Source organism: Virgibacillus halotolerans, from assembly GCF_016908515.1.
GTDB lineage: Bacteria > Bacillota > Bacilli > Bacillales > Amphibacillaceae > Virgibacillus_M > Virgibacillus_M halotolerans.
The window spans coordinates 1-22,155 of record NZ_JAFBEA010000011.1 but is presented as its reverse complement, the minus strand read 5'-3'; the positions used below and the strand labels follow the sequence as shown (position 1 = coordinate 22,155).

The window sequence follows — 22,155 nt, the reverse complement described above, 5'->3', positions numbered from 1 at the left end:
CGTATGATTATGATAGAATAGGTTTATTCATGATATTTTGTAAATTCGCACGTAATAGCTTTTATGTGGAGTAGGGGAGATTCAGTTGGGGGTTAAACATAAACGATATCTATTTGCATGTATAGTGATCTTATTCTTAACAACGGTGATAACTGGTCGTAATATCTCAGCACAAAAGCCTGATTCGTCGGAGTTATTTGATCTTAGTAATCAGCCACAGTCAAAAGACTTCTATACCGACCTAGATGGAAAGTGGGATTTCTTTGAAGGGGAATTGCTAACACCTAATGAGGTGAAAGAGCAAATAAGAACTGGAATGGGAAGAACAGTTTTGCTTCCTAGCTCATTTGAGACACAAACGGGGGAAATCAATTCATTTGGAACATATAGCACAACAATCAAAATCCCTGAAGAATATGTAGGAGAAACATTAGCCATTCATATTCCCTTTCAGTACAGTGCCTATACACTTTATGTAGATCAAACAGAAGTCGCTGAAAATGGAGAAGTGGGGCAAGATGCAGCTTCACATACTGCTGAAATGGCTCCGAGAACAGGTTATTTTATTGCGCAATCAGATGAAGTGTTACTGACGATGCAAGTATCTAGCTTTGACCATATTCGTGGGGGGTTTGAGAACGCCATTTATTTAGGGGAAGCTTCGGTTGTGACTCAAAAATTTAATACGAATATGATAGGCACGCTTTTTATTAATGGTTGCATTTTTATCATCGGTTTATTTATGGTTTTATTTGCCTTGTATCGTTACCGTAGTAAACAGGAACTTATTTTCTTTATATTTGGGATGTTTGCTATGTTAATATCTGCCAGGGCTTTATTTACTGTTCCGTTTTACTATACACTCATATTAGATATGTCTTGGCTCTGGGGTACTAGGTTGGAGTATATATTGACAGAAGCAACTTCCATGTTCTATGTTATTTTATTGTGGAAATGGCATGAGGAAGTGTTTTCTAAGAAAATCATGTATGGGCTAGTCATCATACACAGTGGACTTATTATTACCACTTTATTTACACAACCTGTATTTTTCCAAGCATTATTTTTCAATGTTTTTTTATTAGCGATTCCTACCTTTTTCTATATGATTTCTGTTATTTCTAAAAGTCTTCGTAACAATAACAGAAATGCAAAAATCAATTTGATCGGAATGGGAATCATATTTCTAGCATTTTTTAATGATTTTGCGATAGGGCAGAATTGGTACCAGTCAGTGACATTGATGCTGCCAGCAGTTGGCATATATGTATTGATCCATGTTATCCTGATGAGTAAAAATTTCGCAGACTCGATTCGAAAAACAGAGCAACAGAACAAGCAATTATTGGCTTTAAATACATCAAATGAGGAACTTACTACTGAACTTCAAAAAGAGATGAAGCAAAAGGATGATTTTCTCGCTAATACGTCCCATGAGCTTCGGAATCCATTACACGGTATTATTAATATCGCACAGTCTATTTTACGTAATAGATCCGATCAATTGGATGAAAAAACGCAAGATGACTTGGCACTTCAACTGACAATTGGGCACCATATGTCACGGACTTTGGAAGATTTACTAGACATCACTCGTTTGAAAGAACATCGGATTCAGCTACAACAAGAGCGTCTAGATATCCAAGCTGTCTCAGTAGCCGTTGTCGATATGCTTAAAGTTCTCATAGAAAATAAAAATATCCAAATGGAAGTCCGAATCTCAAGCGACTTTCCTCATGTAGCAGCGGATAAAAATCGACTCACTCAAATTTTATTTAATCTGCTTCATAATGCGGTGAAATATACGGATGAAGGCATCATTACCATTGATGCCAACATACAAGATGGAATGGCTCATATTCATGTTGCTGATACAGGCATAGGGATAAAAGAAGAAACACTCCATACAGTTTTCGAGCAATATAAACAAGATGATTCCAGTATTACAGCAATTGGGGGTGGCCTTGGTCTAGGTCTAAGCATCTGCCAACAGTTAGTTGAAATGCATGGTGGAATAATAAAAGCAAATTCCATCTTGGGCGAAGGTTCGGTATTTACATTTACCTTACCACTAGCAGAAGGCGCTGGTGAAGGACAAATAGCGGCAACTACTCCGTCTGTGAATATGAACGAACTTCCTATAAAAGAAATACCGATTGCTATGAATAAGATGATGGAAGCATTTACTAAGCACACGCCATCATCATACAGACCGATCATTTTGGCTGTCGATGATGATCCAGTGAACTTGCAAGTGTTGACTAACATTCTTTCTGATGACCAATATGAGGTAGAAACTGTTACGAGCGGAAAAGAAGCATTAGAACAACTTGAGTGGAAGGAATGGGATTTAATTATTTCGGATGTTATGATGCCTGTTATGTCTGGGTATGAATTAACCCGTTCTATCCGAGAGAAATTTTCCATATCTGAACTGCCGATTCTTCTTTTAACAGCGCGAAGTAACCCAGAGGATGTCTATACTGGTTTTTTAGCAGGTGCAAATGATTATGTCACAAAACCGGTCGATGCGGTGGAGTTAAATGTCCGGGTACATGCTTTAACCGATTTACGAGCATCAATTAATGAACGACTATGGATGGAAGCAGCTTGGCTTCAGGCACAAATTCGCCCACACTTTATGTTGAATACGTTGAATGCGATTGCTTCATTGAGCGAGACAGATACGCCGAGAATGACCCGTCTTCTTGAGAAATTCGCCCATTATTTACAGCGTAGTTTTTATCTAAAAAACTTAGACAAGGTCGTTCAGCTTCAATATGAAATTGATTTACTTGAATCTTACTTATATATTGAAAAGGAGCGCTTTGGGGATCGGCTTCATATAAAATGGGAAATAGACGAGGTCAAAGATGTCATGATTCCACCTTTATCTATACAAACATTAGTAGAAAATGCTGTCAATCACGGCGTGTTGAAGCGAATCGCTGGGGGATCAATCACCATACGTATCCACAAAGAAGCTTGTTATACAGAAGTTTCCGTTATGGATGACGGTGTCGGCATGGACGAAGAAAAGCTAAAACAAATCTTTACCATCCAACCTGGTCGAAAAGAAGGCATTGGACTAATTAATACTGATCAACGTTTGAAGCAATTGTATGGCAAAGGTCTGAAAATTATAAGTACACCCGATCATGGAACAACGATTACATTTACTGTACCAAATAACATTTCATCTGTATAAACGACCGCTAGATGCACCACTATATCAATTTACATATTTTTGTAGGTTGTAATATTTTTTGAAATAGCTTAAAATCAATGATGTTATATACACTCAACATTCGCAGAGTAAAATTAACATATAGGCCTTGATAGAATTAGAAAAGATGGTGATACACTGTCCAACTTGACTTTTGATAGAGCCTTTTCGTTAATTTTGTCGCTTTTTATTATCACATTTATATATAAGAGCATGTTGATTTCTTAAGATGGGTGTTATTCCGCCGTCCAGGATCGATCTGGGCGGATGCGCATCCTTAGGGCATGGCCTCAGCCACCTTTGTTAATGCTATTTACAGTAAGGCACTTTGTCATTTCATCCAGCTAAAGCACGCTTTTATATTAGCAAACGCTATACTTAGCAGCCCGTATACACGAAGACTCCTGCGGGAGGAAAGGCATCGGTGAGACCCCGCAGTGCGTAAGCACAAGGAGGCTCAACAGCCGCCCGCGGAAAGCGGAGTGTATACGGGATGCGGTCGACTAAGAAACTTATTTCATTGTCAGCGCGAGTTATACAGTATTAGCATCGTACTTAATGTAGGAGTAAAACGTTTTTGGAACGACTAAAGTAGGTTAAATATACAAATGAATAATATGCGTATAATAAAGGGAATAGGGCCCAAAGTTTCTACCAGACTACCGTAAATGGTCTGACTACGCAGGTTACAGTAATGGTTATAGCTTTGTCTGTAATGGCAATGTTTTTCTAATTACTTTTTCTTGCTTAGTTATGTAGCACGCTTGGCTTTTTGTCAGGGGTGCTTTTTGTTTTTAATTTAATAAAAAAGGGGAAGTAATGATGAAAAAATATTTTCGCTTCGATGAGCTGGGCACCAATTATAAAACAGAGTTTATGGCAGGCTTAACAACCTTCTTGGCTATGGCTTATGTGTTATTCGTCATTCCTGCTACACTCGCTTTAGTTGGAATTGACAACCTTCCGGAAGGTGTTACACGAATGGATCAGGGGGCCGTATTTACTGCAACAGCCATATCGGCTGCTGTCGGCTCGCTATTGATGGGGATTATTGCCAAATATCCAATAGCACTCGCACCGGGAATGGGATTGAATGCGTTTTTTGCTTATACGGTAATGCTTGGATATGGCGTTCCATGGGAAACAGCCTTATCAGGCGGGTTAGTGGCAGGCGTCATCTTTGTTGGATTGACATTAACCGGTTTACGGGAAAAAATTATCAATGCGATTCCAGCTGATTTGAAATTGGCGGTCGGCGCTGGTATTGGGTTATTCATCGCATTTATCGGTTTTCAAAATGCCGGCATTATAGTCGGTGATGATGCGACATTAGTCAGCATTGGTAATTTGGGTACACCGTCCGTAATGCTTGCGGTATTTGGTATTATCGTATCGGTTATCTTTCTCACCTTAGATGTGAAAGGTGGTATATTTTACGGCATGGTGCTGACTGCCTTGTTGGGGATCATTACCGGGTTGATTGATCCGCCAACAGGTATTAATGGTATTGTTGGTCAAGTGCCAAGTATCGCACCAACCTTTGGACAAGCCTTTTTACATTTGGGGGATCTGCTTACACCGCAAATGTTAATTGTCATCTTTACCTTTTTATTCGTTGCCTTTTTTGATACGGCAGGAACTTTAGTTGCCGTAGCAACACAAGCTGGATTAATGAAGGGGAATAACTTACCAAGAGCAGGGAAGGCATTGTTTGCTGATTCTGCTGGTACTGTGGTTGGTTCTGTTTTAGGAACTTCTACAACAACTTCTTATATTGAATCCTCAGCAGGTGTTGGTGCAGGAGGACGTTCCGGATTTACTGCTGTCGTGACAGCTGGGTTCTTTATTTTAGCCTTATTCTTTTCACCTTTATTAAGTGTTGTCACGTCTGAAGTTACAGCGCCTGCTTTAATCATTGTTGGCGTGCTGATGTGTTCCCAACTTAAAAATATTGCCTGGGATCAATTTGAAATTGCCGTACCAGCCTTTTTTACGATTATTATGATGCCACTGACATATAGTATCGCAACAGGAATCGCAATCGGCTTTGTCTTTTATCCGATTACCATGGTTTTAAAAGGACGGATCAAAGAAATTGACCCCATGATGTATGGTTTGTTCGTTGTATTTATATTGTATTTTATTTTCTTGAGTTAGTTTTTAATAATGAGACGGGATCATCCTACGATGGTTTCGTTTTTTTAATGTACAATGATATAATATAAGCATAGTAAACATAGGTGGTGGTGTTGTGTCAACAGATCTTGAAAGGTCCTATATTTCTCATCGGTTTTTAGGAGAATTAATCAGGTATTGTTCTAAAAATGACTATATCGAAAAAGTAATGTTATTTGGTTCGCGAGCGAGAGGGGATTTCCGACCGAATTCAGATATTGATTTAGCGATATACACCAATCAAGCTACCCATTCCAAGCAAAATTTAATTGAAGCCGACATACAAGAGATGCCAACGTATTTGAAAATAGATATCGTCTTTTTGGATCGCTTAAATAAAAAAGAACTACTGGCTAATATAAGGAAGGAAGGGGTAGTTATTTATGAACAAACAAAGGCTCAACGAAAAGCTTAGTGATTACAAAAGAGCAAGTACCAGACTAGCTGAAGCGACGAAATTAGAGGTTTATGATGATATTATTTTTGATGGGGTGATCCAACGATTCGAATTCACCTTTGAACTAAGCTGGAAACTCATGAAGTTGTTTCTGGAATATACAGGTATAAGTGAGATTAGAAGTCCTAGAGGTGCGATACGTGAAGCGTTTGCCTTTGGACTAATTAATGATGGAGAGCAATGGATTGATATGATGATTGATCGAAATAAAACTTCTCACTTATATGATGAGGATGAAGCAAGATTAATCTATGAGAAGATTATAAATCGCTATAATGATTTACTAGCACAGTTTGGTGATATGGTCGAAAAAGAGATTAAACAACTAAAGTGAATAGTAAAGGATTAGATCTACAAAAGAATGTAATTCATTTAGTTGCAAAAGATAATCAGGGAAAAGCCTATACAAATAAAAAAAGAGATACACGCACATCAAGGAGCGGCATATGACTAAATCACTGGAAAAAGAGTTTTATCGTCAACCAACACTGGAGCTTGCAAAAGCATTACTCGGATGTTTGCTTACGAAAGAAACGTCTGAGGGTACTGCATCGGGCCTTATCGTAGAAACAGAAGCATATATGGGGCCGGAAGATCGTGCAGCACACAGCTTTGAAGGACGTCGCACGAAAAGAACGGAAATCATGTTTGGTGAACCTGGCATCACCTATACGTATGCGATGCATACGCATTGTCTTTTTAACGTGGTAAGTGGTGAACCAGGCCAACCTAATGCCGTTCTCATCAGGGCAGTGGAGCCTGTTTCTGGTCAGGAATTAATGGCAGAAAGAAGGCCAAAAGCAAAAACTGAAATCCAATGGACAAATGGTCCGGGGAAATTAACAAAAGCGCTTGGCATCACCATGGCTGATTATGGACTTCCACTAGATAAAACGCCACTTTGGATTTCAAAGGGACAAGAAATAGCCCCTGAACGTATCGCAACTGGTCCAAGGATTGGTATACAAAATACAGGTGAGGCGGTTCATTATCCATGGCGGTTTTGGGCCGCCGGAAATGAATTTGTTTCTAGGTAATCAGGTACTTACCCACTTAAAATGAAAACTTCCATGGCTGCTTTCCATGGAAGTTTTTGACTTATTCTCGATCTGCTTGATGTACATATGCCTCTTTTCCAAAAGGTAGAATATGGTAAACGGTAATTAATATTGTTCCAATCAGTGCACAGACCCCCATGCCAAAATACAATGTCGCTCCACCAAAGGAATCAATGAGTGCTCCACCCGAAAGTGATCCAATAATCCCGGAAATTCCGAAGAATGTTGCGAAAAAGATCAAATGCCCGGTAGATTGTAATAGTTTTGGAATGAGTCTGGACACATAGTTAAATGCTGCTAAATAAAACACACCAAATGTTAAGCCGTGTAAAACTTGTAAACTGATGATATGTATCGGCTGATCCACAGCTGCATAAATAAACCAGCGAATGCTATATAATGCACCAGCAATGATAATGAAAAACAGCGGATGATACTTTTTGAACCAAAATCCTGCGGTAGCAAATACAATTGCTTCTGTTACAACACCAACAAACCACGCTAGCCCAACCAGCCCTTCACTGCCGCCAAGCTGTGCAATATATAATCCAATAAAGCTGTCATTTGCCCGGTGGGTAACCGTTAGAAACATGATGATGATTAGGAAAATGACAAATGGTTTATTTTTAATAATCGCTGTAACATCTTTTAGCTGAATCGGCTCTGAATCGACTTTCACATCTGTTAATCGGAAGGTGACAAGCAACGCGATAAACCCAAAAAATAAATAGGGAATGATCATGTATTGAATACCAACTCGTGTTAGTACTTCACCGATTACGAGTGAGGAAACGGCAAATCCAATAGAGCCCCACATGCGAATGGTTCCAAATGATACACGTAAATCGTCTGCGCGCCGTTGTGCCAGGCTATCTCCCAATGCACCAATCGGGGTTACGAAGAAATAGAAAACAGCCCCCATCATCATAATGGGAAGTAAACCATTCATTTGAAAAAATAATGTCCCCATAACCAAAAGTCCAACAATACAGATTTGGATGACACGTTTGACCGTTTTAAATTTATCGCTCATATATCCCCAGAAAGGTTGGGCAAATATCGAAGCCAGTGGTCCTACAGCCAATACCCAGCCGATTTCGGTCCCTTCCAGTCCCTTGTATTTTAAATATAATGGCAAATAACTCAGTATAATTGTATTTGTAGCATGAAAGCTGAATAACAGCATTTTCAAAGGTGTTAAGGAATTACTATTTGACAAAAATGTCAGCTCCTAACTTGTTTAGGACTCATAATATTTCTCGATAAATTCATCTCGGCCCGATTTAGCCCGGTCGTTTTGATATTCCTGTTTGTTCTTTTTATAAAAATCCTGATGATAATCCTCTGCTGGATAAAAAGGAACAGCAGGCAAAATGGGTGTTACAATCGGTTTTGTGAATTTTTTACTGGATGCAAGTGCTTGTTTAGACCTTTCGGCGATCACCTTTTGTTCCTGATCATGGTAAAAAATCACGGCTCTATAAGATTCCCCGCGATCTTGGAATTGACCATCATCATCGGTTGGATCAATTTGCTGCCAATATATTTCTACAATGTCTTCATATGCAATCATATTTGGATCGAATGTAATTTCCACTGCTTCATGATGCCCTGTATTTCCTGCTTTGACATCTTCATAGGATGGATTTTCAAGCGACCCACCGGTATACCCGGAGACAACACGATGGACGCCATCCCACTGGTCAAATGGTTTTACCATACACCAAAAGCAGCCGCCTGCAAATGTAGCCTTCTTGGTATTGTCTGTCATTTTACATTCCTCCCAGTTAACATGGATTGTTTTCATTTCTGTGTTTTTTCAAGTAGAATAAGGACACTATATCATATAAGTTGAGCGGGTGGTAGATACGATGGATCGAAATGAACAGGATGAGCCATATGTACATAAAATATTTATTGGAAAGGTAAAGCAATTGGGTGACGCGAATGCGGATCAGGTGATGGACAAGCCGTGGGAAACGGGCATATTTAAACAAGAGCACAGCGGTAAAATCTGGTTGAGCAAAACCGGTTTCACTGGGGATGAAGTTGCTGATAAAAAAAACCATGGTGGTCCAGAGAAGGCGGTGTTTTCCTACCCAATTAAGCATTATACTTATTGGAAGGAAGAATTAGAACTGGAGACTATCGACATGGGAGCAATGGGAGAAAACTTTGCTGTACTGGAAATGGATGAATTTACAGTTTGTATTGGAGATACCTTTAAGATGGGAGATGCGATTATACAGGTGTCGCAGCCAAGACAACCATGCTGGAAGCCTGCGCGACGTTTTGGAATACTTGATTTTGCATTGCAAATTCAGAAGACCGGTTTTACTGGCTGGTATTTCCGCGTGCTACAAGAAGGAGAAGTTGAGCCGGGCACCGATTTGGAATTAATTGATCGTCCATATCCCCAGTGGTCAATTGCCGCTTGTAATGAAGTCATGCATGTGTATAAAGAGGATCTCAGAATGGCTGATGACCTTGCATCATGTACGTTATTAGCAGATAGTTGGAAGAAGCGATTAAACAAGCGCTTATATGGACGGGAATCAGGGATTGAGAAACGGGTCTTTGGACCGAATAAGTGATTGAGGCGTGAGTGTGTCACTACGCGTTAAGTATACTGTTCCTCAACGGCTTTTATAATAAAAAAATAACCATTCTATCTATAGACATGTTTTCATATGAATGAAAAATAAGGTATCCTTTAAGAATAGGTAGTATAGGGGGTTTTTAAGTTGTTAAGTAATGCATACGTAATGGTTGCCATTATACTTGTGATCAATATCATATATGTATCATTTTCAACAATCCGTATGATTCTAACATTGAAAGGACGCAGGTATATCGCTGCGTTTGTAAGTATGTTTGAGATTGTCATGTATGTTTTAGGTCTTGGACTCGTACTAGATAATTTAAATCAGGTTCAAAATATTATAGCGTACGCAGTCGGTTTCGGAATAGGTGTCATTGTAGGAAGTAAAATTGAAGAAAAACTGGCACTCGGCTACATTACGGTAAATGTTATTTCTTCTAACCCTGATATTGAATTCACGCGTAAACTACGCGATAAAGGATATGGTGTTACGAGCTGGTTTGCATATGGAATGGAAGGCGACCGGTTGTCCATGCAAATCTTAACACCAAGAAAAGATGAACTCAGGCTTTATGAAACAATAAAAACGATTGATCCGAAAGCCTTTATTATCGCCTATGAACCGAAACAAATCCATGGCGGATTTTGGGTCAAGCAAGTTCGCAGAGGTAAATTGTTTAATCAAAAAAAGCCAAATCAACAACCGAAAGAAGCAGATGTTACGCCAGAGATACCAATAGTTGAGGATGAAAAAACTGAGTAACCGATAGATAAAGAGCAAGCAGGCTGAAACAGTCTGCTTGTTTTTTTGTTCGACCCAATAATGGTTGAACACATCAGCTAATGAACTGGTGATAGACAGAAATTGTGAACTTCCGAGTCTGCAAGCATCTCTTTCCAAGAAAGAGGTAAATCCTATGAACCATACGCCCATCATTTGAATAGATTACGGTTATAGCGCCTATGAATATTGGACAATTTAGGAGGAACGCGTATGAGTCACGATGGTAACGAAGGAATGGAACGTGAACTGCCTCAAGTACCGACCCAGTTTCCACCACAACATCAGGACCAACAGCCCGGAATTGAATCCCTAATGGTCCCTAAACCGATTATTGAAAACCCAAACTACAAAGCGGCAGGGAAATTAGAAAATAAGGTTGCAGTGATCACTGGAGGAGACAGCGGGATTGGGGCCGCTACAGCAATTGCTTTTGCAAAAGAGGGAGCAGACATTGTAATTCCTTATTATTATGCTTATGAAGATGGTGATGCTGACCGGACGAAACGTCGCATCGAAGAAATGGGAAGGAAGTGTCTGTTGCTCATTGGAGATTTACGAGATCCCAAGCATTGTAAAGAAGTGATTAGGCAAACTATCGATCATTTTGGTAAACTAGATATTTTGGTAAATAACCATGGCGTACAATTTGTGCAGCATCAATTAACCGATATTACAGATGCTCAGTGGGATGCTACTTTCGAAACGAATATATATGCATTCTTTTACATGACAAAAGCTGCATTACCAAATCTTGGTAAGGGAAGTGCAATCATAAATACAACGTCGATTACGGCATACGAAGGGGAAACTGAATTAATGGACTACTCAGCAACAAAAGGTGCTATCGTTGCGTTCACACGTTCCTTGTCGCAAAACATTGTCGATAAAGGCATCCGTGTAAATGCTGTCGCTCCCGGTCCCATCTGGACGCCATTGATTCCTGCAAGTTTTTCAGCTGAGAGAATTGCTACCAAATTTGGAAAAGATGTGCCGATGAAACGGGCAGGGCAGCCGTTTGAATTAGCCCCTGCCTATGTTTATCTTGCCTCTAATGATGCATCATATGTTACGGGGCAGGTGATGCATGTTAATGGTGGGGCAATGGTCAGTTCCTAAATCGAAATTACCTCATATGAACAGATCCCGAAGTTTGTCGAAAATCGTCTGAAGTTATATTGACAGTTGTATAATTGTTTTGTTATGCTTAACCCATAAAAACTGAATACGTAACCTCATATATTTGCTGAGAATATGGCTCAGAAGTTTCTACCCAGCACCGTAAATGCTGGACTATGAGGGAGGATGAATCGTTGTGAAGTAGCAATGATCCGTTTTTTATGTGTGTTTGAACCTAAGTCTGTTCATCTTCTCTCATATTATGAGGGAGACGAATAGACTTTTTTGCTTTTTAATAAATGAAATGTGAGAAAGAGGGATAGCATGGCAGTGGTCGGTGTAATCATGGGAAGTATTTCAGATTGGGAAACGATGCAACATACGTGCAGTGCACTGGATGAACTTGGCATCACGTATGAGAAGGGTGTTATTTCGGCACACCGTACGCCGGACGACATGTTCACCTATGCGAAGTCAGCTAGAGAACGTGGTTTAAAAGTAATCATTGCAGGGGCTGGCGGCGCCGCACATTTACCAGGAATGATCGCATCACAAACAACACTGCCTGTCATTGGCGTGCCTGTTCAAAGTAAGGCATTAAGTGGCATGGATTCCTTACTATCGATTGCACAGATGCCTGGTGGTGTCCCAACAGCTACGATGGCGATTGGTAAAGCAGGGGCAACCAATGCGGGCATTTTTGCTGGACAAATAGTCGGCGCATTCGATAAGCATGTTGCTGCAAATCTCGAAACCAATCGTGAAGGTTTGAAAGATAAAGTAACAGAAATGAGGGACGACCTTGCAAAAAAATAAAACAATTTTACCACCGCAGATGATCGGGATCATTGGTGGTGGACAGCTAGGACGAATGATGACATTGTCCGCGAAATATATGGGTTACCGGGTTGCAGTACTTGATCCGACACCGGGTTGTCCAACAGCGCAAGTGGCAGACAAACAAATTGTTGCCGCTTATGACGACATGGACGCGATCAAAGAACTAACAGAAATCAGTGATGTCGTCACCTATGAATTTGAAAATGTGGATTTGAAGGCAGCAACTTATATTGAGCAGCGAGGTAAATTACCACAAGGTGCTTATGCATTAGAAATTACACAAAACCGTGAGAAGGAAAAACAATTGATGAAGGACGCGAACTTACCTGTTCCGAAATTTTCAATTGTTACAAACGGGAAGGAATGTGAAGCTGCACTCGCAGACTTTACTTACCCGGCTGTCATTAAAACGTGCAGCGGTGGCTATGACGGTAAGGGACAAATTAAGTTGACCTCATCAGCGGATCAGCAGCAGGCAATCGACTTTGCTGAAAAGAACCAGCACTGTATTATCGAACATTGGGTAACTTTTGATAAAGAAATTTCTGTTGTGTTCACCAGAGCCGCATCGGGAGCCATCACGTTCTTCCCAATAGCTGAAAATGATCACAAAGATCATATTCTTTATCAAACAACGGTTCCAGCCGGGATTAATGAAACAATTGAGCGAAAAGCATATGACGCAACGAAAATTCTTGCGGACAAAATGAACATTGTTGGTACATTTGCAATTGAAATGTTCGTACAGGGCGATGATATCTATTTAAATGAAATGGCTCCTCGTCCGCATAATTCCGGGCATTATACGATAGAAGCATGTAATGTATCGCAATTTACGCAGCATGTTCGTGCCATTTGTGGCTTGCCGCTAACAGAAATACAGCTGTTGCAGCCTGCCACCATGATCAATGTGTTGGGAGAAGATCTGGCTGGTGTGTTACAAGCAATGTCAAGCACCCCAAATGGGTTTGTCCATTTATATGGGAAAGATGAAGCCAAAACGAAACGAAAAATGGGTCATGTGACATTTATTGCCGAAACAGAAGCAAAACGAACAGACCAAGTCGATCAATTTTTGCAAAAAACTGTTTTATAAAAGACGCTTTCTATTTAGTCTATTTCCTAGGAGTCTCGGATATTTCCATTGCTGGTGAGCATTCGTTTAAACGTTCTGAGCGGCACGAATACACGTAGACTTCTGCGAGACTAGTGGCCAGAGTGAGACCCCACAGAACGGAGTTCGAGGAGGCTCACGGGTCACCCGCGGAAAGCGAAGTGTATTCGTGCCGCGGGCTAAATGAAAGAAGCAATCATGAAAAAAATGTAAGTTTAACCAGCCAAAATGAGGGGGAACCGGAATTGTCAATCAATAATAACGTGCAAGCCGAACAAATTGAGCGTGACAAGATTTACGAAGAAATGGGATTATCTGATCAGGAATACAATATGGCCAAGGATATTTTAAAACGCCTGCCAAATTACACGGAAACAGGCTTATTTTCAGTCATGTGGTCAGAACATTGCAGTTATAAAACATCCAAGCCATTATTGAAGAAATTCCCGACGAAAGGATCCCATGTTCTCCAAGGGCCAGGGGAAGGTGCCGGCATTATTGATATCGGTGATAACCAGGCGGTTGCTTTTAAAATAGAAAGTCATAACAGTCCATCGTTTGTAGCGCCATTTGAAGGTGCAGCAACAGGCGTTGGCGGCATTGCCCGTGATGTATTTTCCATGGGTGCCAAACCGATTGCGGCAATGAATTCCCTGCGTTTTGGTAACTTGACAACGGATCGCACCAAGGAACTATTTTCCGAAGTGGTTCGTGGTATTGCGAGCTACGGAAATGTGATTGGTGTCCCTACTGTTGGTGGTGAAGTGCAGTTTGATGATAGCTACGAAGAAAATCCACTCGTCAACGCAATGGTCGTTGGTCTGATTGATCATAAAGATATCCAGTCCGGTATTGCGGCGGGTGTAGGTAATACCGTTATCTATGCGGGCGGTTCTACCGGGAGAGACGGTATTCACGGTGCAACATTCTCTTCCGAAGAAGTGGAAGAAGAGGATGATAATAAATCCGCGGTAGCCATTGGTGATCCACATATGGGGAAAAAGCTGATTGACGCTTGTTTGGAAGTGATTCACTCCGATGCGCTGGTTGGTATTCAGGACATGGGTGCTGCAGGTCTAACGTCGTCAGCAAGTGAGATGGCAAGTAAAGCCGGTACTGGTATAGAAATGGATATGGATCTGATACCACAGCGGGAAGAAAATATGAACGCTTATGAATTAATGCTGTCTGAATCACAAGAGCGGATGTTGCTCGTTGTCAAAAAAGGACAGGAGCAGGAAATTATTGACATTTTCAAGAAGCATGATGTCGAGGCAGTAGCAGTCGGTGAAGTGATTGAAGAGAAAACATTCCGGATTAAACAGCATGGTGAAGTTGTAGCGGACGTGCCTGTTGATGCTTTAGCAGAGGACGCACCAGTATATCACCTCCCATCAAAAGAAGCGGCTTATTTCAAAGCATTTCAAGCAATGGAAAATACGATTCCACACGTAGAAAATCACGGCAAAATGCTAAAACAATTATTACAACAGCCAACGATCGCTAGTAAAGAATGGGCGTACAAGCAATATGATACAGAAGCTCAAAAAAATACGATTGCAGGCCCTGGTTCTGATGCAGCGGTTGTGCGTATTGAAGGCACGGATAAAGCAATTGCGATTACGACCGATTGTAATTCGCGCTATATCTATTTGGATCCGGAAACAGGCGGGAAAATAGCTGTTGCAGAAGCGGCAAGAAATATTGTTGCTTCAGGTGCAAGACCATTGGCGCTAACGGATGGGCTGAACTATGGTAACCCGACAAATCCTGAAGTATTTTGGCAAATGGAAAAAAGTATCGATGGAATTAGCGCGGCTTGTGATGCTTTAGCAACGCCTGTGATTAGCGGAAATGTTTCCATGTACAATCAATCCAAAGGGCAGGCAATTCAGCCGACACCGATTATTGGCATGGTTGGTTTGCATGAATCGCTTGATCATATCACACCAAGCCATTTCCAGGCAGCGGACGACTTGATTTATCTAATCGGTGACACAAACGCGGAGTTTGGTGGTAGTGAACTGCAAAACATCGTTGACGGAAAATATACTGGAAAAGCGCCTGTCATTGATCTGGAAGTAGAAGCTAAACGTCAGCAAAACCTGCTAGAAGCGATACATGAAGGTGTCGTAGCATCTGCACATGATTTGGCGGAAGGCGGCTTAGCTGTTGCATTAGCAGAAAGTGTCTTTAACAATCAGGGCTTAGGTGTCAACGCAGATCTTAAAGGGGACGCTACAGTCACACTGTTTAGTGAGTCACAATCAAGATTCATCGTTACGGTTAAACCGGAAAATCAAGCACGTTTTGAAGCAATGATGAGAGACGCTGAGCAAATCGGTGTTGTTACGTCAGATCATACATTCAATATAAATGTGAACGACCAAAACGTTATTCAGGAAGATGTTGAAGGGCTCAACAGCTTGTGGACAGAATCGATTCCCAGCTTGTTGAAATCAAATACTAAATGAGGAATGCATAATGTTTGGAATATGGGGTCATGAAAAAGCAGCTGAAATAACGTATTATGGCTTACACGCCCAACAACACCGTGGGCAAGAAGGTGCTGGAATTGTTGTTAGTGATGGAGAAACGTTAAAACAGCATCGGGATTTAGGTTTAGTTAATGATGTATTTAAGCGAGCGAATTTCTCCGAACTGGGAGGGAATGCCGCGATTGGCCATGTTCGTTATTCCTCTCAAGCCTATAAAGAAATCGAACATGTCCAACCACTGTTATTCCGATCGCAGACAGGAAGTATGGCAATTGCGCACAACGGTAACATCATGAACGCTCATCAATTGCGTGGTGAACTGGAGGATGAAGGGAGCATCCTGCAAACAGCTTCAGATACAGAAGTGCTTGCCCATCTCATTAAACGTCATGGCAAACATGTAACAGAGGACTCAATTAGTAACGCACTGCAAAAGCTAACTGGCGCATATGCTTATCTGATTTTAAGAGAAGATAGGATGCATGTTGCATTGGATCCACATGGTATTCGCCCATTATCGATAGGTAGATTGGATAATGCGTACGTCGTAGCAGCAGAAACATGTGCATTTGATCAGATTGGTGCAACCTTCGAACGGGAAGTTTTGCCAGGAGAATTAATTACTATCAGTGATAAGGGGCTGGAATCAACACGGTTTCAAATGCGCGAACAAAGACAAATGTGTGCAATGGAATATGTCTATTTATCCAGGCCGGATAGTGATTTAAACCGTGTAAACGTGCATAGCTCCCGAAAAAAGATGGGCGTTGAATTAGCAAAGGAATCTCCCGTTGAAGCCGATGTTGTAACAGGGGTTCCAGATTCAAGTATTTCAGCTGCAATCGGTTATGCGGAAGAGATAGGTCTTCCTTATGAAATGGGCATCATCAAAAATCGTTATGTTGGTCGTACATTTATCCAGCCTTCCCAGGAAATGCGGGAACAAGGTGTGAAAATGAAATTGTCCCCGGTTCGTGGGGTTGTTGAAGGGAAACGGGTTGTGATGATTGATGACTCCATTGTCCGCGGTACAACAAGTAGACGAATCGTTCGTATGTTAAAAGCAGCTGGTGCGAAAGAAGTACACGTCAGGATCGCTTCACCAGCCATTCAACATCCATGTTATTACGGGATTGATATGTCAACAAGAAAAGAATTAATCGGCGCCAATCATTCCATTGAAGAAATAGGCGAAATAATCGGAGCAGATAGTGTTGCTTATTTATCTGCAGATGGTTTGGAAAAAGCAATCGTAAAAGATAAAACAATCAATCAAGGGATCTGCAATGCGTGCATGACAGGGAAATACCCTGTTACAGAAAAGTAAAAGGCTGGTCGATGATAGCGCCAAGCCCTGTATATTATAGCTAAGCAAGGACAACCAACAAGAAGTAAAAAAATGCTTAAGGATGTGTCAGACATGTCAGATGTGTATAAACAAGCTGGTGTAGATGTGGAGAAAGGCTATGAAGCGGTAGAACGAATGAAAAAGCATATTGCGAAAACATCACGCCCGGAAGTATTGGGTGGGATTGGATCGTTCGCTGGTTTATTCGAACTGACTTCATTTAATTATAAGGAACCAGTGATGGTTTCCGGAACAGATGGTGTTGGTACAAAGCTAAAACTCGCATTTCAAATGGATAAGCACGATTCCGTTGGGATTGATTTGGTTGCGATGTGTGCGAACGATGTAGTTGCCCAAGGCGCCCAGCCACTGTTTTTCCTTGATTACATTGGCTGTGGTAAAAATGAGCCAGAGATCATTGAGCAAATTGTCGCTGGTGTTTCTGCTGGTTGCGTCGATGCAGGAGCAGCACTAATTGGCGGGGAAACGGCAGAAATGCCTGGGATGTATCAAGGTAATGAGTACGATTTGGCAGGATTTGTTGTTGGAATTGCAGAAAAGTCGAAGCTTGTTACAGGAGCGTCTATTCAGGCAGGCGACGCAATTATCGGTCTGGCTTCCAGCGGGGTTCACTCTAATGGCTATTCACTGGTCCGTAAAATTGTTGCAGATATGGATTTAAATAAGACCTATGATGGGTTGTCAAAAACGCTTGGCGAAACATTGCTAACACCAACCAAAATTTATGCAAAAGCAATTAAGCTAGTACTGGATAACCATGATGTCAAAGGGATTTCCCATATTACTGGTGGCGGGTTTTATGAAAACTTCCCACGCATGCTTCCGGAAGGACTTGGGGTTACATTAAACAAATCAAGCTGGGACGTACCTGAAGTTTTCCCATTTTTACAAGAAAAAGGGAATATTCCGGACAAAGATATGTACGGCGTATTTAATATGGGAATCGGGATGGTGCTTGTTGTGGCGGAGACGGAAAAAAATGCAGTCATCAATAGATTACGTGAAAATGGTGAAGTAGCTTCTGTCATCGGAAGTGTAGTAGCGGAAGAAGGAGTGCATTTCCAGTCATGACAAAAGCAAAGGCAGCGGTATTTGCGTCCGGAACAGGTAGTAACTTTCAAGCGTTGATGGATACGGAACATCTGGCTTGTGAAATTGTACTACTCGTTTGTGATCAATCGGATGCCAGTGTCATCGAAAAGGCTGCTAAATCGAAAATTCCTACATTTATTTTTAATGCAAAAGCATATCCATCCAAGGAAGCTTATGAAAAGCAGCTCGTTCAAAAACTACAAGAAGTGAACGTATCGTGGGTTTTTCTAGCTGGTTATATGCGTATTGTCGGACCAACATTGTTACAGGCATTTGAAAGAAAAATTGTTAATATTCATCCATCATTACTCCCGGCATTTCCAGGAAAGGATGCGATTGGTCAAGCCTTTCAGTCAGGTGTCGAAACTACAGGTGTGACGGTTCATTTTATTGACGAGGGTATTGATACAGGACCAATCATTGCCCAAGAATCGGTAGCTATTTTATCAGGAGATACGGAAGCAACATTAAAGCAGCGTATTCAACAGGTTGAACATGCATTATATCCAAGGGTCGTTAATCAATTGTTACAATCATCGTCTAACTTTTAATCGTGAGGAGCTTTTCTATGAAAAAACGAGCGTTAATCAGTGTTTCTAATAAAGATAATATAACGGCATTTGCCCAGGGTCTTCATGATCTGGATTATGAAATTATTTCTACCGGCGGCACATTGCGTGTGATTCAAGAAGCAGGTATCCCTGCTAAAGCAGTAGATGAAGTGACAGGCTTTCCAGAAATATTAGACGGCCGTGTGAAAACATTACATCCATTCATTCATGGTGGCTTACTCGCAAAAAGAGATAACCAAGCACATCTGGATCAATTGAAAGCAAATGAAATCACACCGATTGATATGGTCGTGGTTAATCTGTATCCATTTAAAGAAACACTGGCGCGGGAAGGTGTTTCTGACGAAGAAATTATCGAAAATATTGATATAGGTGGCCCATCCATGCTACGTGCAGCAGCGAAAAACTTCGCTGACGTTGCAATTGCAGTGGATCCAGCTGATTATGAAGCGATATTAGAAGCATTGCGTAACGATCAGTTAGACTGGAAAAAGCGTCAGCAGCTGGCAGCAAAAGTTTTCCGCCATACCGCACATTATGATGCCATGATTGCGAACTATTTTTCTGTCCAAACTGAAGAAGCCTATCCAGAAACGTATACTGTTACATATGAAAAGGTGCAGACATTACGTTACGGGGAAAACCCACATCAGCAAGCAGCATTTTATAGAACACCACTGCCTGTCCGTAATAGTCTAGCAACCGCCAAGCAATTACATGGAAAAGAACTATCTTATAATAATATTCAGGATGCGAATGCAGCACTCGACATCTTAGCTGAATATGAAGACCCGGCAGCTGTAGCGGTCAAACATATGAATCCATGTGGTATCGGTGTTGCAGATAATATGAATGACGCGTTTAAAACGGCATTTGACGCGGATCCGATCTCTATCTTTGGTGGGATTGTCGCATGTAACCGTGAAATAGATCAGGCAACAGCAGAACAATTAAGTAACATATTTTTAGAGATTGTCATTGCTCCTGCTTTTGCTCCTGATGCGCTTGAAATTTTAACGAAAAAGAAAAACATTCGTTTGCTAGAATTAGAGATGCAAGAGGGCGAAGCTGCAAATCACAAACTAACAACAGTAAAAGGTGGCGCACTGATTCAAAGTAGTGACGATGGTAAAACGACCGCAGCAGATTTGCAAGTAGCAACAAAACGCCAACCAACAGCAGAAGAAATAACCGATTTATTGTTTGCTTGGAAAGCTGTTAAGCATGTGAAATCAAATGCGATTGTACTCGCAAAGTCGAATCAAACACTTGGCGTTGGCGCAGGACAAATGAACCGGATTGGAGCAGCAAACATTGCAATCGAACAAGCTGGCGACAAAGCATCCGGATCTGTCATGGCATCTGATGCATTTTTCCCAATGCCGGATACTGTTGAAGCAGCAGCAAAATCTGGTGTAACAGCAATTATCCAGCCGGGCGGTTCTAAGCGTGACCAAGACTCTGTTGATGCTTGTGATCAGCATGGCATTGCAATGGTCTATACAGGTATGCGTCATTTTAAACATTAATATAGGTTGTTCAAAAAGTCCGGTAAAAATGACACATCGAATTTCTTCGTTAGCTTGCTATTCCGTTCCTCACGTATTAAATACATACGTTCTGGTACTCAAAGCTACGCTGCCTCGAACTTCTCGGTCCTTTTTATCCTCCTTTTGAACACGTAATAATATGAAAGACAGGAGAGGTTTCATATGAACGTTTTAGTTGTTGGTCGCGGTGGTCGCGAGCATAGCATTGTAATGAAACTAGCGGATAGTAAGCAAGTGAATAATATTTACGTGGCCCCTGGGAATGGCGGGATCGGGAAGCATGCAACATGCGTTCCAATTGATGAAATGGATTTGGATGGTCTTGTCGCATTCGCGGAGAAAGAGGCGATTGACCTAACGATAGTTGGACCGGAAAATCCATTAAATGCTGGGATAGCTGATCGCTTTCAACAGAAAGGTCTCGCGGTCTTTGCACCAACAAAAGCTGCAGCACTTCTGGAAGGAAGTAAGAGCTTTGCCAAAGCATTTATGAACAAACATGAAATTCCAACTGCTGACCATAAAACCTTTACTAACGCAGATGATGCCAAGCATTATATCGAAGAAAAAGGGGCGCCGATCGTTATTAAAGCGGACGGGCTTGCAGCTGGGAAAGGTGTTGTTGTGGCAGAGACAAAAGCACAAGCCTTAGCTGCAGTTGACGATATGCTTGTTTCCAAAGCTTTTGCTGATGCTGGTGCAAAGGTCGTTGTAGAGGAATTCTTAGACGGAAAAGAATTTTCATTAATGGCTTTCGTGCACAAAAATAACGTCTATCCAATGGTTACAGCAAGAGATCATAAACGGGCATTTGACAATGATCAAGGGCCAAACACTGGCGGAATGGGCGCATTTGCCCCGGTTGAAGATGTTTCTGATGCAGATTTAACCTTTGCAGTGAACGAAATTTTGCAAAAGACGGCAGATGGTCTAGTGGAAGATGGTCGCTCATTTACTGGAATTTTATATGCCGGACTTATTATGACTACGAAAGGGCCAAAAGTGATTGAATTTAACACGCGCTTTGGGGACCCGGAAACCCAGGTTGTCCTGCCATTGTTGGAGAACGATCTTGTCCAAGTGCTGATGGACGTGATGGATGGCAAAGACCCGCAGCTGAAATGGGAAAAGAATGCTTGTGTTGGCGTCGTTGTCGCATCCAAAGGCTATCCGGCTGCATATCAAAAAGGAATGTTGCTACCAGAAATGGCGACGACAAAAAGTTGCTTCACGATACATGCAGGAACAAAGCTCGTCGGGGAGAAGCTAGTGTCAGATGGTGGACGTGTATTACTCGTCGGCGCTAAAAATGTTTCACTGCAAGCAGCAGCTGAAAGTGCCTATGCTGGATTGGAAGTCCTATCACATACAGAAGACTTTTTTTACCGCAAGGATATTGGAAAACAATAAAAAAGTAGGAAGCCACGATTTTTTTAGTGGCTTCCTACTTTTTTATAATCACGTATGCGGCGAGCGCTGAACCACCTGCCCCAAGCGCCGGACCATCTGTCCTGAACGCCGGACCTCCCGCCTCGAGCGCTGAACCTCTTGTCCCGGACGCTGGACCACCTGTCACGAACGCTGAACCTCCTGTCCTGAACGCCGGACCAGTCAAGTCCCAAATCCTGTGTAAATTAGTTTTACAATGTTAACCGATCAGGTGGCATATTATATAATCAAAATTACAAAGCACTGAGATAAA

Annotated in this window: 19 protein-coding genes and 2 riboswitches; of the genes, 16 read left to right on the top strand and 3 right to left on the bottom strand. The window is 41.5% G+C overall.

Annotated elements, in window-relative coordinates:
* Nucleotides 1-85: 85 nt before the first annotated feature.
* The 5 genes from JOC34_RS18690 to JOC34_RS18670 all read left to right on the top strand — a co-directional run bounded on the left by JOC34_RS18690 (nt 86) and on the right by JOC34_RS18670 (nt 6,895).
* Nucleotides 86-3,208, top strand: a complete 3,123-nt coding sequence (locus tag JOC34_RS18690; RefSeq protein WP_205138315.1) for a hybrid sensor histidine kinase/response regulator — start codon at nt 86-88, stop codon at nt 3,206-3,208.
* Between the two features lie 617 nt (nt 3,209-3,825).
* Nucleotides 3,826-3,926: riboswitch (purine riboswitch) on the top strand.
* A 122-nt stretch (nt 3,927-4,048) separates the two neighbouring features.
* Entirely contained in the window at nt 4,049-5,383 is a 1,335-nt protein-coding gene (locus JOC34_RS18685) for an NCS2 family permease (protein WP_205138314.1), read from the top strand.
* A gap of 94 nt (nt 5,384-5,477) precedes the next feature.
* A complete protein-coding gene (gene mntA / locus JOC34_RS18680) occupies nt 5,478-5,816 on the top strand; it encodes a type VII toxin-antitoxin system MntA family adenylyltransferase antitoxin (RefSeq protein WP_205138313.1) in 339 nt (112 codons plus the stop codon).
* Nucleotides 5,785-6,192, top strand: coding sequence for a nucleotidyltransferase substrate binding protein (locus JOC34_RS18675; RefSeq protein ID WP_205138312.1), 408 nt, complete (start codon nt 5,785-5,787; stop codon nt 6,190-6,192). Before mntA ends, JOC34_RS18675 begins: the two co-directional genes overlap by 32 nt.
* 112 nt (nt 6,193-6,304) lie before the next feature.
* Nucleotides 6,305-6,895 (top strand): DNA-3-methyladenine glycosylase, encoded by a 591-nt coding sequence (locus tag JOC34_RS18670; protein ID WP_205138311.1) that lies wholly within the window; start codon nt 6,305-6,307, stop codon nt 6,893-6,895.
* A 61-nt stretch (nt 6,896-6,956) separates the two neighbouring features.
* On the opposite strand, the gene JOC34_RS18665 is transcribed toward JOC34_RS18670, so the two are convergent.
* Together JOC34_RS18665 and msrA are read right to left on the bottom strand one after the other, a co-directional pair.
* A complete protein-coding gene (locus JOC34_RS18665) occupies nt 6,957-8,135 on the bottom strand; it encodes an MFS transporter (RefSeq protein WP_205138310.1) in 1,179 nt (392 codons plus the stop codon).
* A gap of 21 nt (nt 8,136-8,156) precedes the next feature.
* Complete coding sequence (gene msrA / locus JOC34_RS18660; RefSeq protein WP_205138309.1) at nt 8,157-8,687, bottom strand: peptide-methionine (S)-S-oxide reductase MsrA; 531 nt, start codon at nt 8,685-8,687, stop codon at nt 8,157-8,159.
* 100 nt (nt 8,688-8,787) lie between these two features.
* On the opposite strand from msrA, the gene JOC34_RS18655 reads away from it, so the two are divergent.
* From JOC34_RS18655 to purD, 11 genes are all read left to right on the top strand, one after another.
* On the top strand, nt 8,788-9,510 hold the full coding sequence (locus JOC34_RS18655) for an MOSC domain-containing protein (RefSeq protein ID WP_205138308.1): 723 nt from the start codon (nt 8,788-8,790) through the stop codon (nt 9,508-9,510).
* A gap of 150 nt (nt 9,511-9,660) precedes the next feature.
* The gene (locus JOC34_RS18650) at nt 9,661-10,281 is read left to right on the top strand and encodes a DUF2179 domain-containing protein (RefSeq protein WP_205138307.1); all 621 of its coding nucleotides are present in this window, start codon (nt 9,661-9,663) and stop codon (nt 10,279-10,281) included.
* Nucleotides 10,282-10,512: 231 nt separating this feature from the next.
* Nucleotides 10,513-11,418, top strand: coding sequence for an SDR family oxidoreductase (locus JOC34_RS18645; RefSeq protein WP_205138306.1), 906 nt, complete (start codon nt 10,513-10,515; stop codon nt 11,416-11,418).
* 96 nt (nt 11,419-11,514) lie between these two features.
* Nucleotides 11,515-11,615, top strand: a riboswitch (purine riboswitch).
* Nucleotides 11,616-11,742: 127 nt separating this feature from the next.
* Nucleotides 11,743-12,234: a 5-(carboxyamino)imidazole ribonucleotide mutase gene (purE, locus tag JOC34_RS18640; RefSeq protein ID WP_205138305.1), complete on the top strand. Its 492-nt coding sequence runs from the start codon at nt 11,743-11,745 to the stop codon at nt 12,232-12,234.
* A complete protein-coding gene (gene purK, locus JOC34_RS18635) occupies nt 12,221-13,354 on the top strand; it encodes a 5-(carboxyamino)imidazole ribonucleotide synthase (protein ID WP_205138304.1) in 1,134 nt (377 codons plus the stop codon). The genes purE and purK overlap by 14 nt, the downstream gene beginning before the upstream one ends.
* A 263-nt stretch (nt 13,355-13,617) precedes the next feature.
* Entirely contained in the window at nt 13,618-15,846 is a 2,229-nt protein-coding gene (purL, locus tag JOC34_RS18630) for a phosphoribosylformylglycinamidine synthase subunit PurL (RefSeq protein WP_205138303.1), read from the top strand.
* Nucleotides 15,847-15,856: 10 nt separating this feature from the next.
* Complete coding sequence (gene purF, locus JOC34_RS18625) at nt 15,857-17,197, top strand: amidophosphoribosyltransferase (protein ID WP_205138302.1); 1,341 nt, start codon at nt 15,857-15,859, stop codon at nt 17,195-17,197.
* A 93-nt stretch (nt 17,198-17,290) separates the two neighbouring features.
* Nucleotides 17,291-18,310 carry a phosphoribosylformylglycinamidine cyclo-ligase gene (gene purM / locus JOC34_RS18620; RefSeq protein WP_205138301.1) on the top strand — a complete coding sequence of 340 codons (1,020 nt, stop codon included), beginning with the start codon at nt 17,291-17,293 and terminating at the stop codon, nt 18,308-18,310.
* Nucleotides 18,307-18,882 (top strand): phosphoribosylglycinamide formyltransferase, encoded by a 576-nt coding sequence (purN, locus tag JOC34_RS18615; protein ID WP_205138300.1) that lies wholly within the window; start codon nt 18,307-18,309, stop codon nt 18,880-18,882. The genes purM and purN overlap by 4 nt, the downstream gene beginning before the upstream one ends.
* 17 nt (nt 18,883-18,899) lie before the next feature.
* A complete protein-coding gene (gene purH / locus JOC34_RS18610; protein WP_205138299.1) occupies nt 18,900-20,432 on the top strand; it encodes a bifunctional phosphoribosylaminoimidazolecarboxamide formyltransferase/IMP cyclohydrolase in 1,533 nt (510 codons plus the stop codon).
* A gap of 183 nt (nt 20,433-20,615) precedes the next feature.
* On the top strand, nt 20,616-21,863 hold the full coding sequence (purD, locus tag JOC34_RS18605; RefSeq protein ID WP_205138298.1) for a phosphoribosylamine--glycine ligase: 1,248 nt from the start codon (nt 20,616-20,618) through the stop codon (nt 21,861-21,863).
* A gap of 34 nt (nt 21,864-21,897) precedes the next feature.
* Here the strand turns inward: purD and JOC34_RS22045 are convergent, their stop codons facing one another.
* The gene (locus tag JOC34_RS22045; protein WP_275577719.1) at nt 21,898-22,029 is read right to left on the bottom strand and encodes a hypothetical protein; all 132 of its coding nucleotides are present in this window, start codon (nt 22,027-22,029) and stop codon (nt 21,898-21,900) included.
* Between the last annotated feature and the right edge of the window lie 126 nt (nt 22,030-22,155).

Excerpts from the sequence above, each read along its gene's own strand:
- JOC34_RS18685 (WP_205138314.1), top strand. The coding sequence starts at position 4,049 with ATGAAAAAATATTTTCGCTTCGATGAGCTGGGCACCAATTATAAAACA.
- JOC34_RS18675 (WP_205138312.1), top strand. The coding sequence starts at position 5,785 with ATGAACAAACAAAGGCTCAACGAAAAGCTTAGTGATTACAAAAGAGCA.
- JOC34_RS18670 (WP_205138311.1), top strand. The coding sequence starts at position 6,305 with ATGACTAAATCACTGGAAAAAGAGTTTTATCGTCAACCAACACTGGAG.
- msrA (WP_205138309.1), bottom strand. The coding sequence starts at position 8,687 with ATGACAGACAATACCAAGAAGGCTACATTTGCAGGCGGCTGCTTTTGG.
- JOC34_RS18655 (WP_205138308.1), top strand. The coding sequence starts at position 8,788 with ATGGATCGAAATGAACAGGATGAGCCATATGTACATAAAATATTTATT.
- JOC34_RS18645 (WP_205138306.1), top strand. The coding sequence starts at position 10,513 with ATGAGTCACGATGGTAACGAAGGAATGGAACGTGAACTGCCTCAAGTA.
- purE (WP_205138305.1), top strand. The coding sequence starts at position 11,743 with ATGGCAGTGGTCGGTGTAATCATGGGAAGTATTTCAGATTGGGAAACG.
- purF (WP_205138302.1), top strand. The coding sequence starts at position 15,857 with ATGTTTGGAATATGGGGTCATGAAAAAGCAGCTGAAATAACGTATTAT.
- purM (WP_205138301.1), top strand. The coding sequence starts at position 17,291 with ATGTCAGATGTGTATAAACAAGCTGGTGTAGATGTGGAGAAAGGCTAT.
- purN (WP_205138300.1), top strand. The coding sequence starts at position 18,307 with ATGACAAAAGCAAAGGCAGCGGTATTTGCGTCCGGAACAGGTAGTAAC.
- purH (WP_205138299.1), top strand. The coding sequence starts at position 18,900 with ATGAAAAAACGAGCGTTAATCAGTGTTTCTAATAAAGATAATATAACG.
- purD (WP_205138298.1), top strand. The coding sequence starts at position 20,616 with ATGAACGTTTTAGTTGTTGGTCGCGGTGGTCGCGAGCATAGCATTGTA.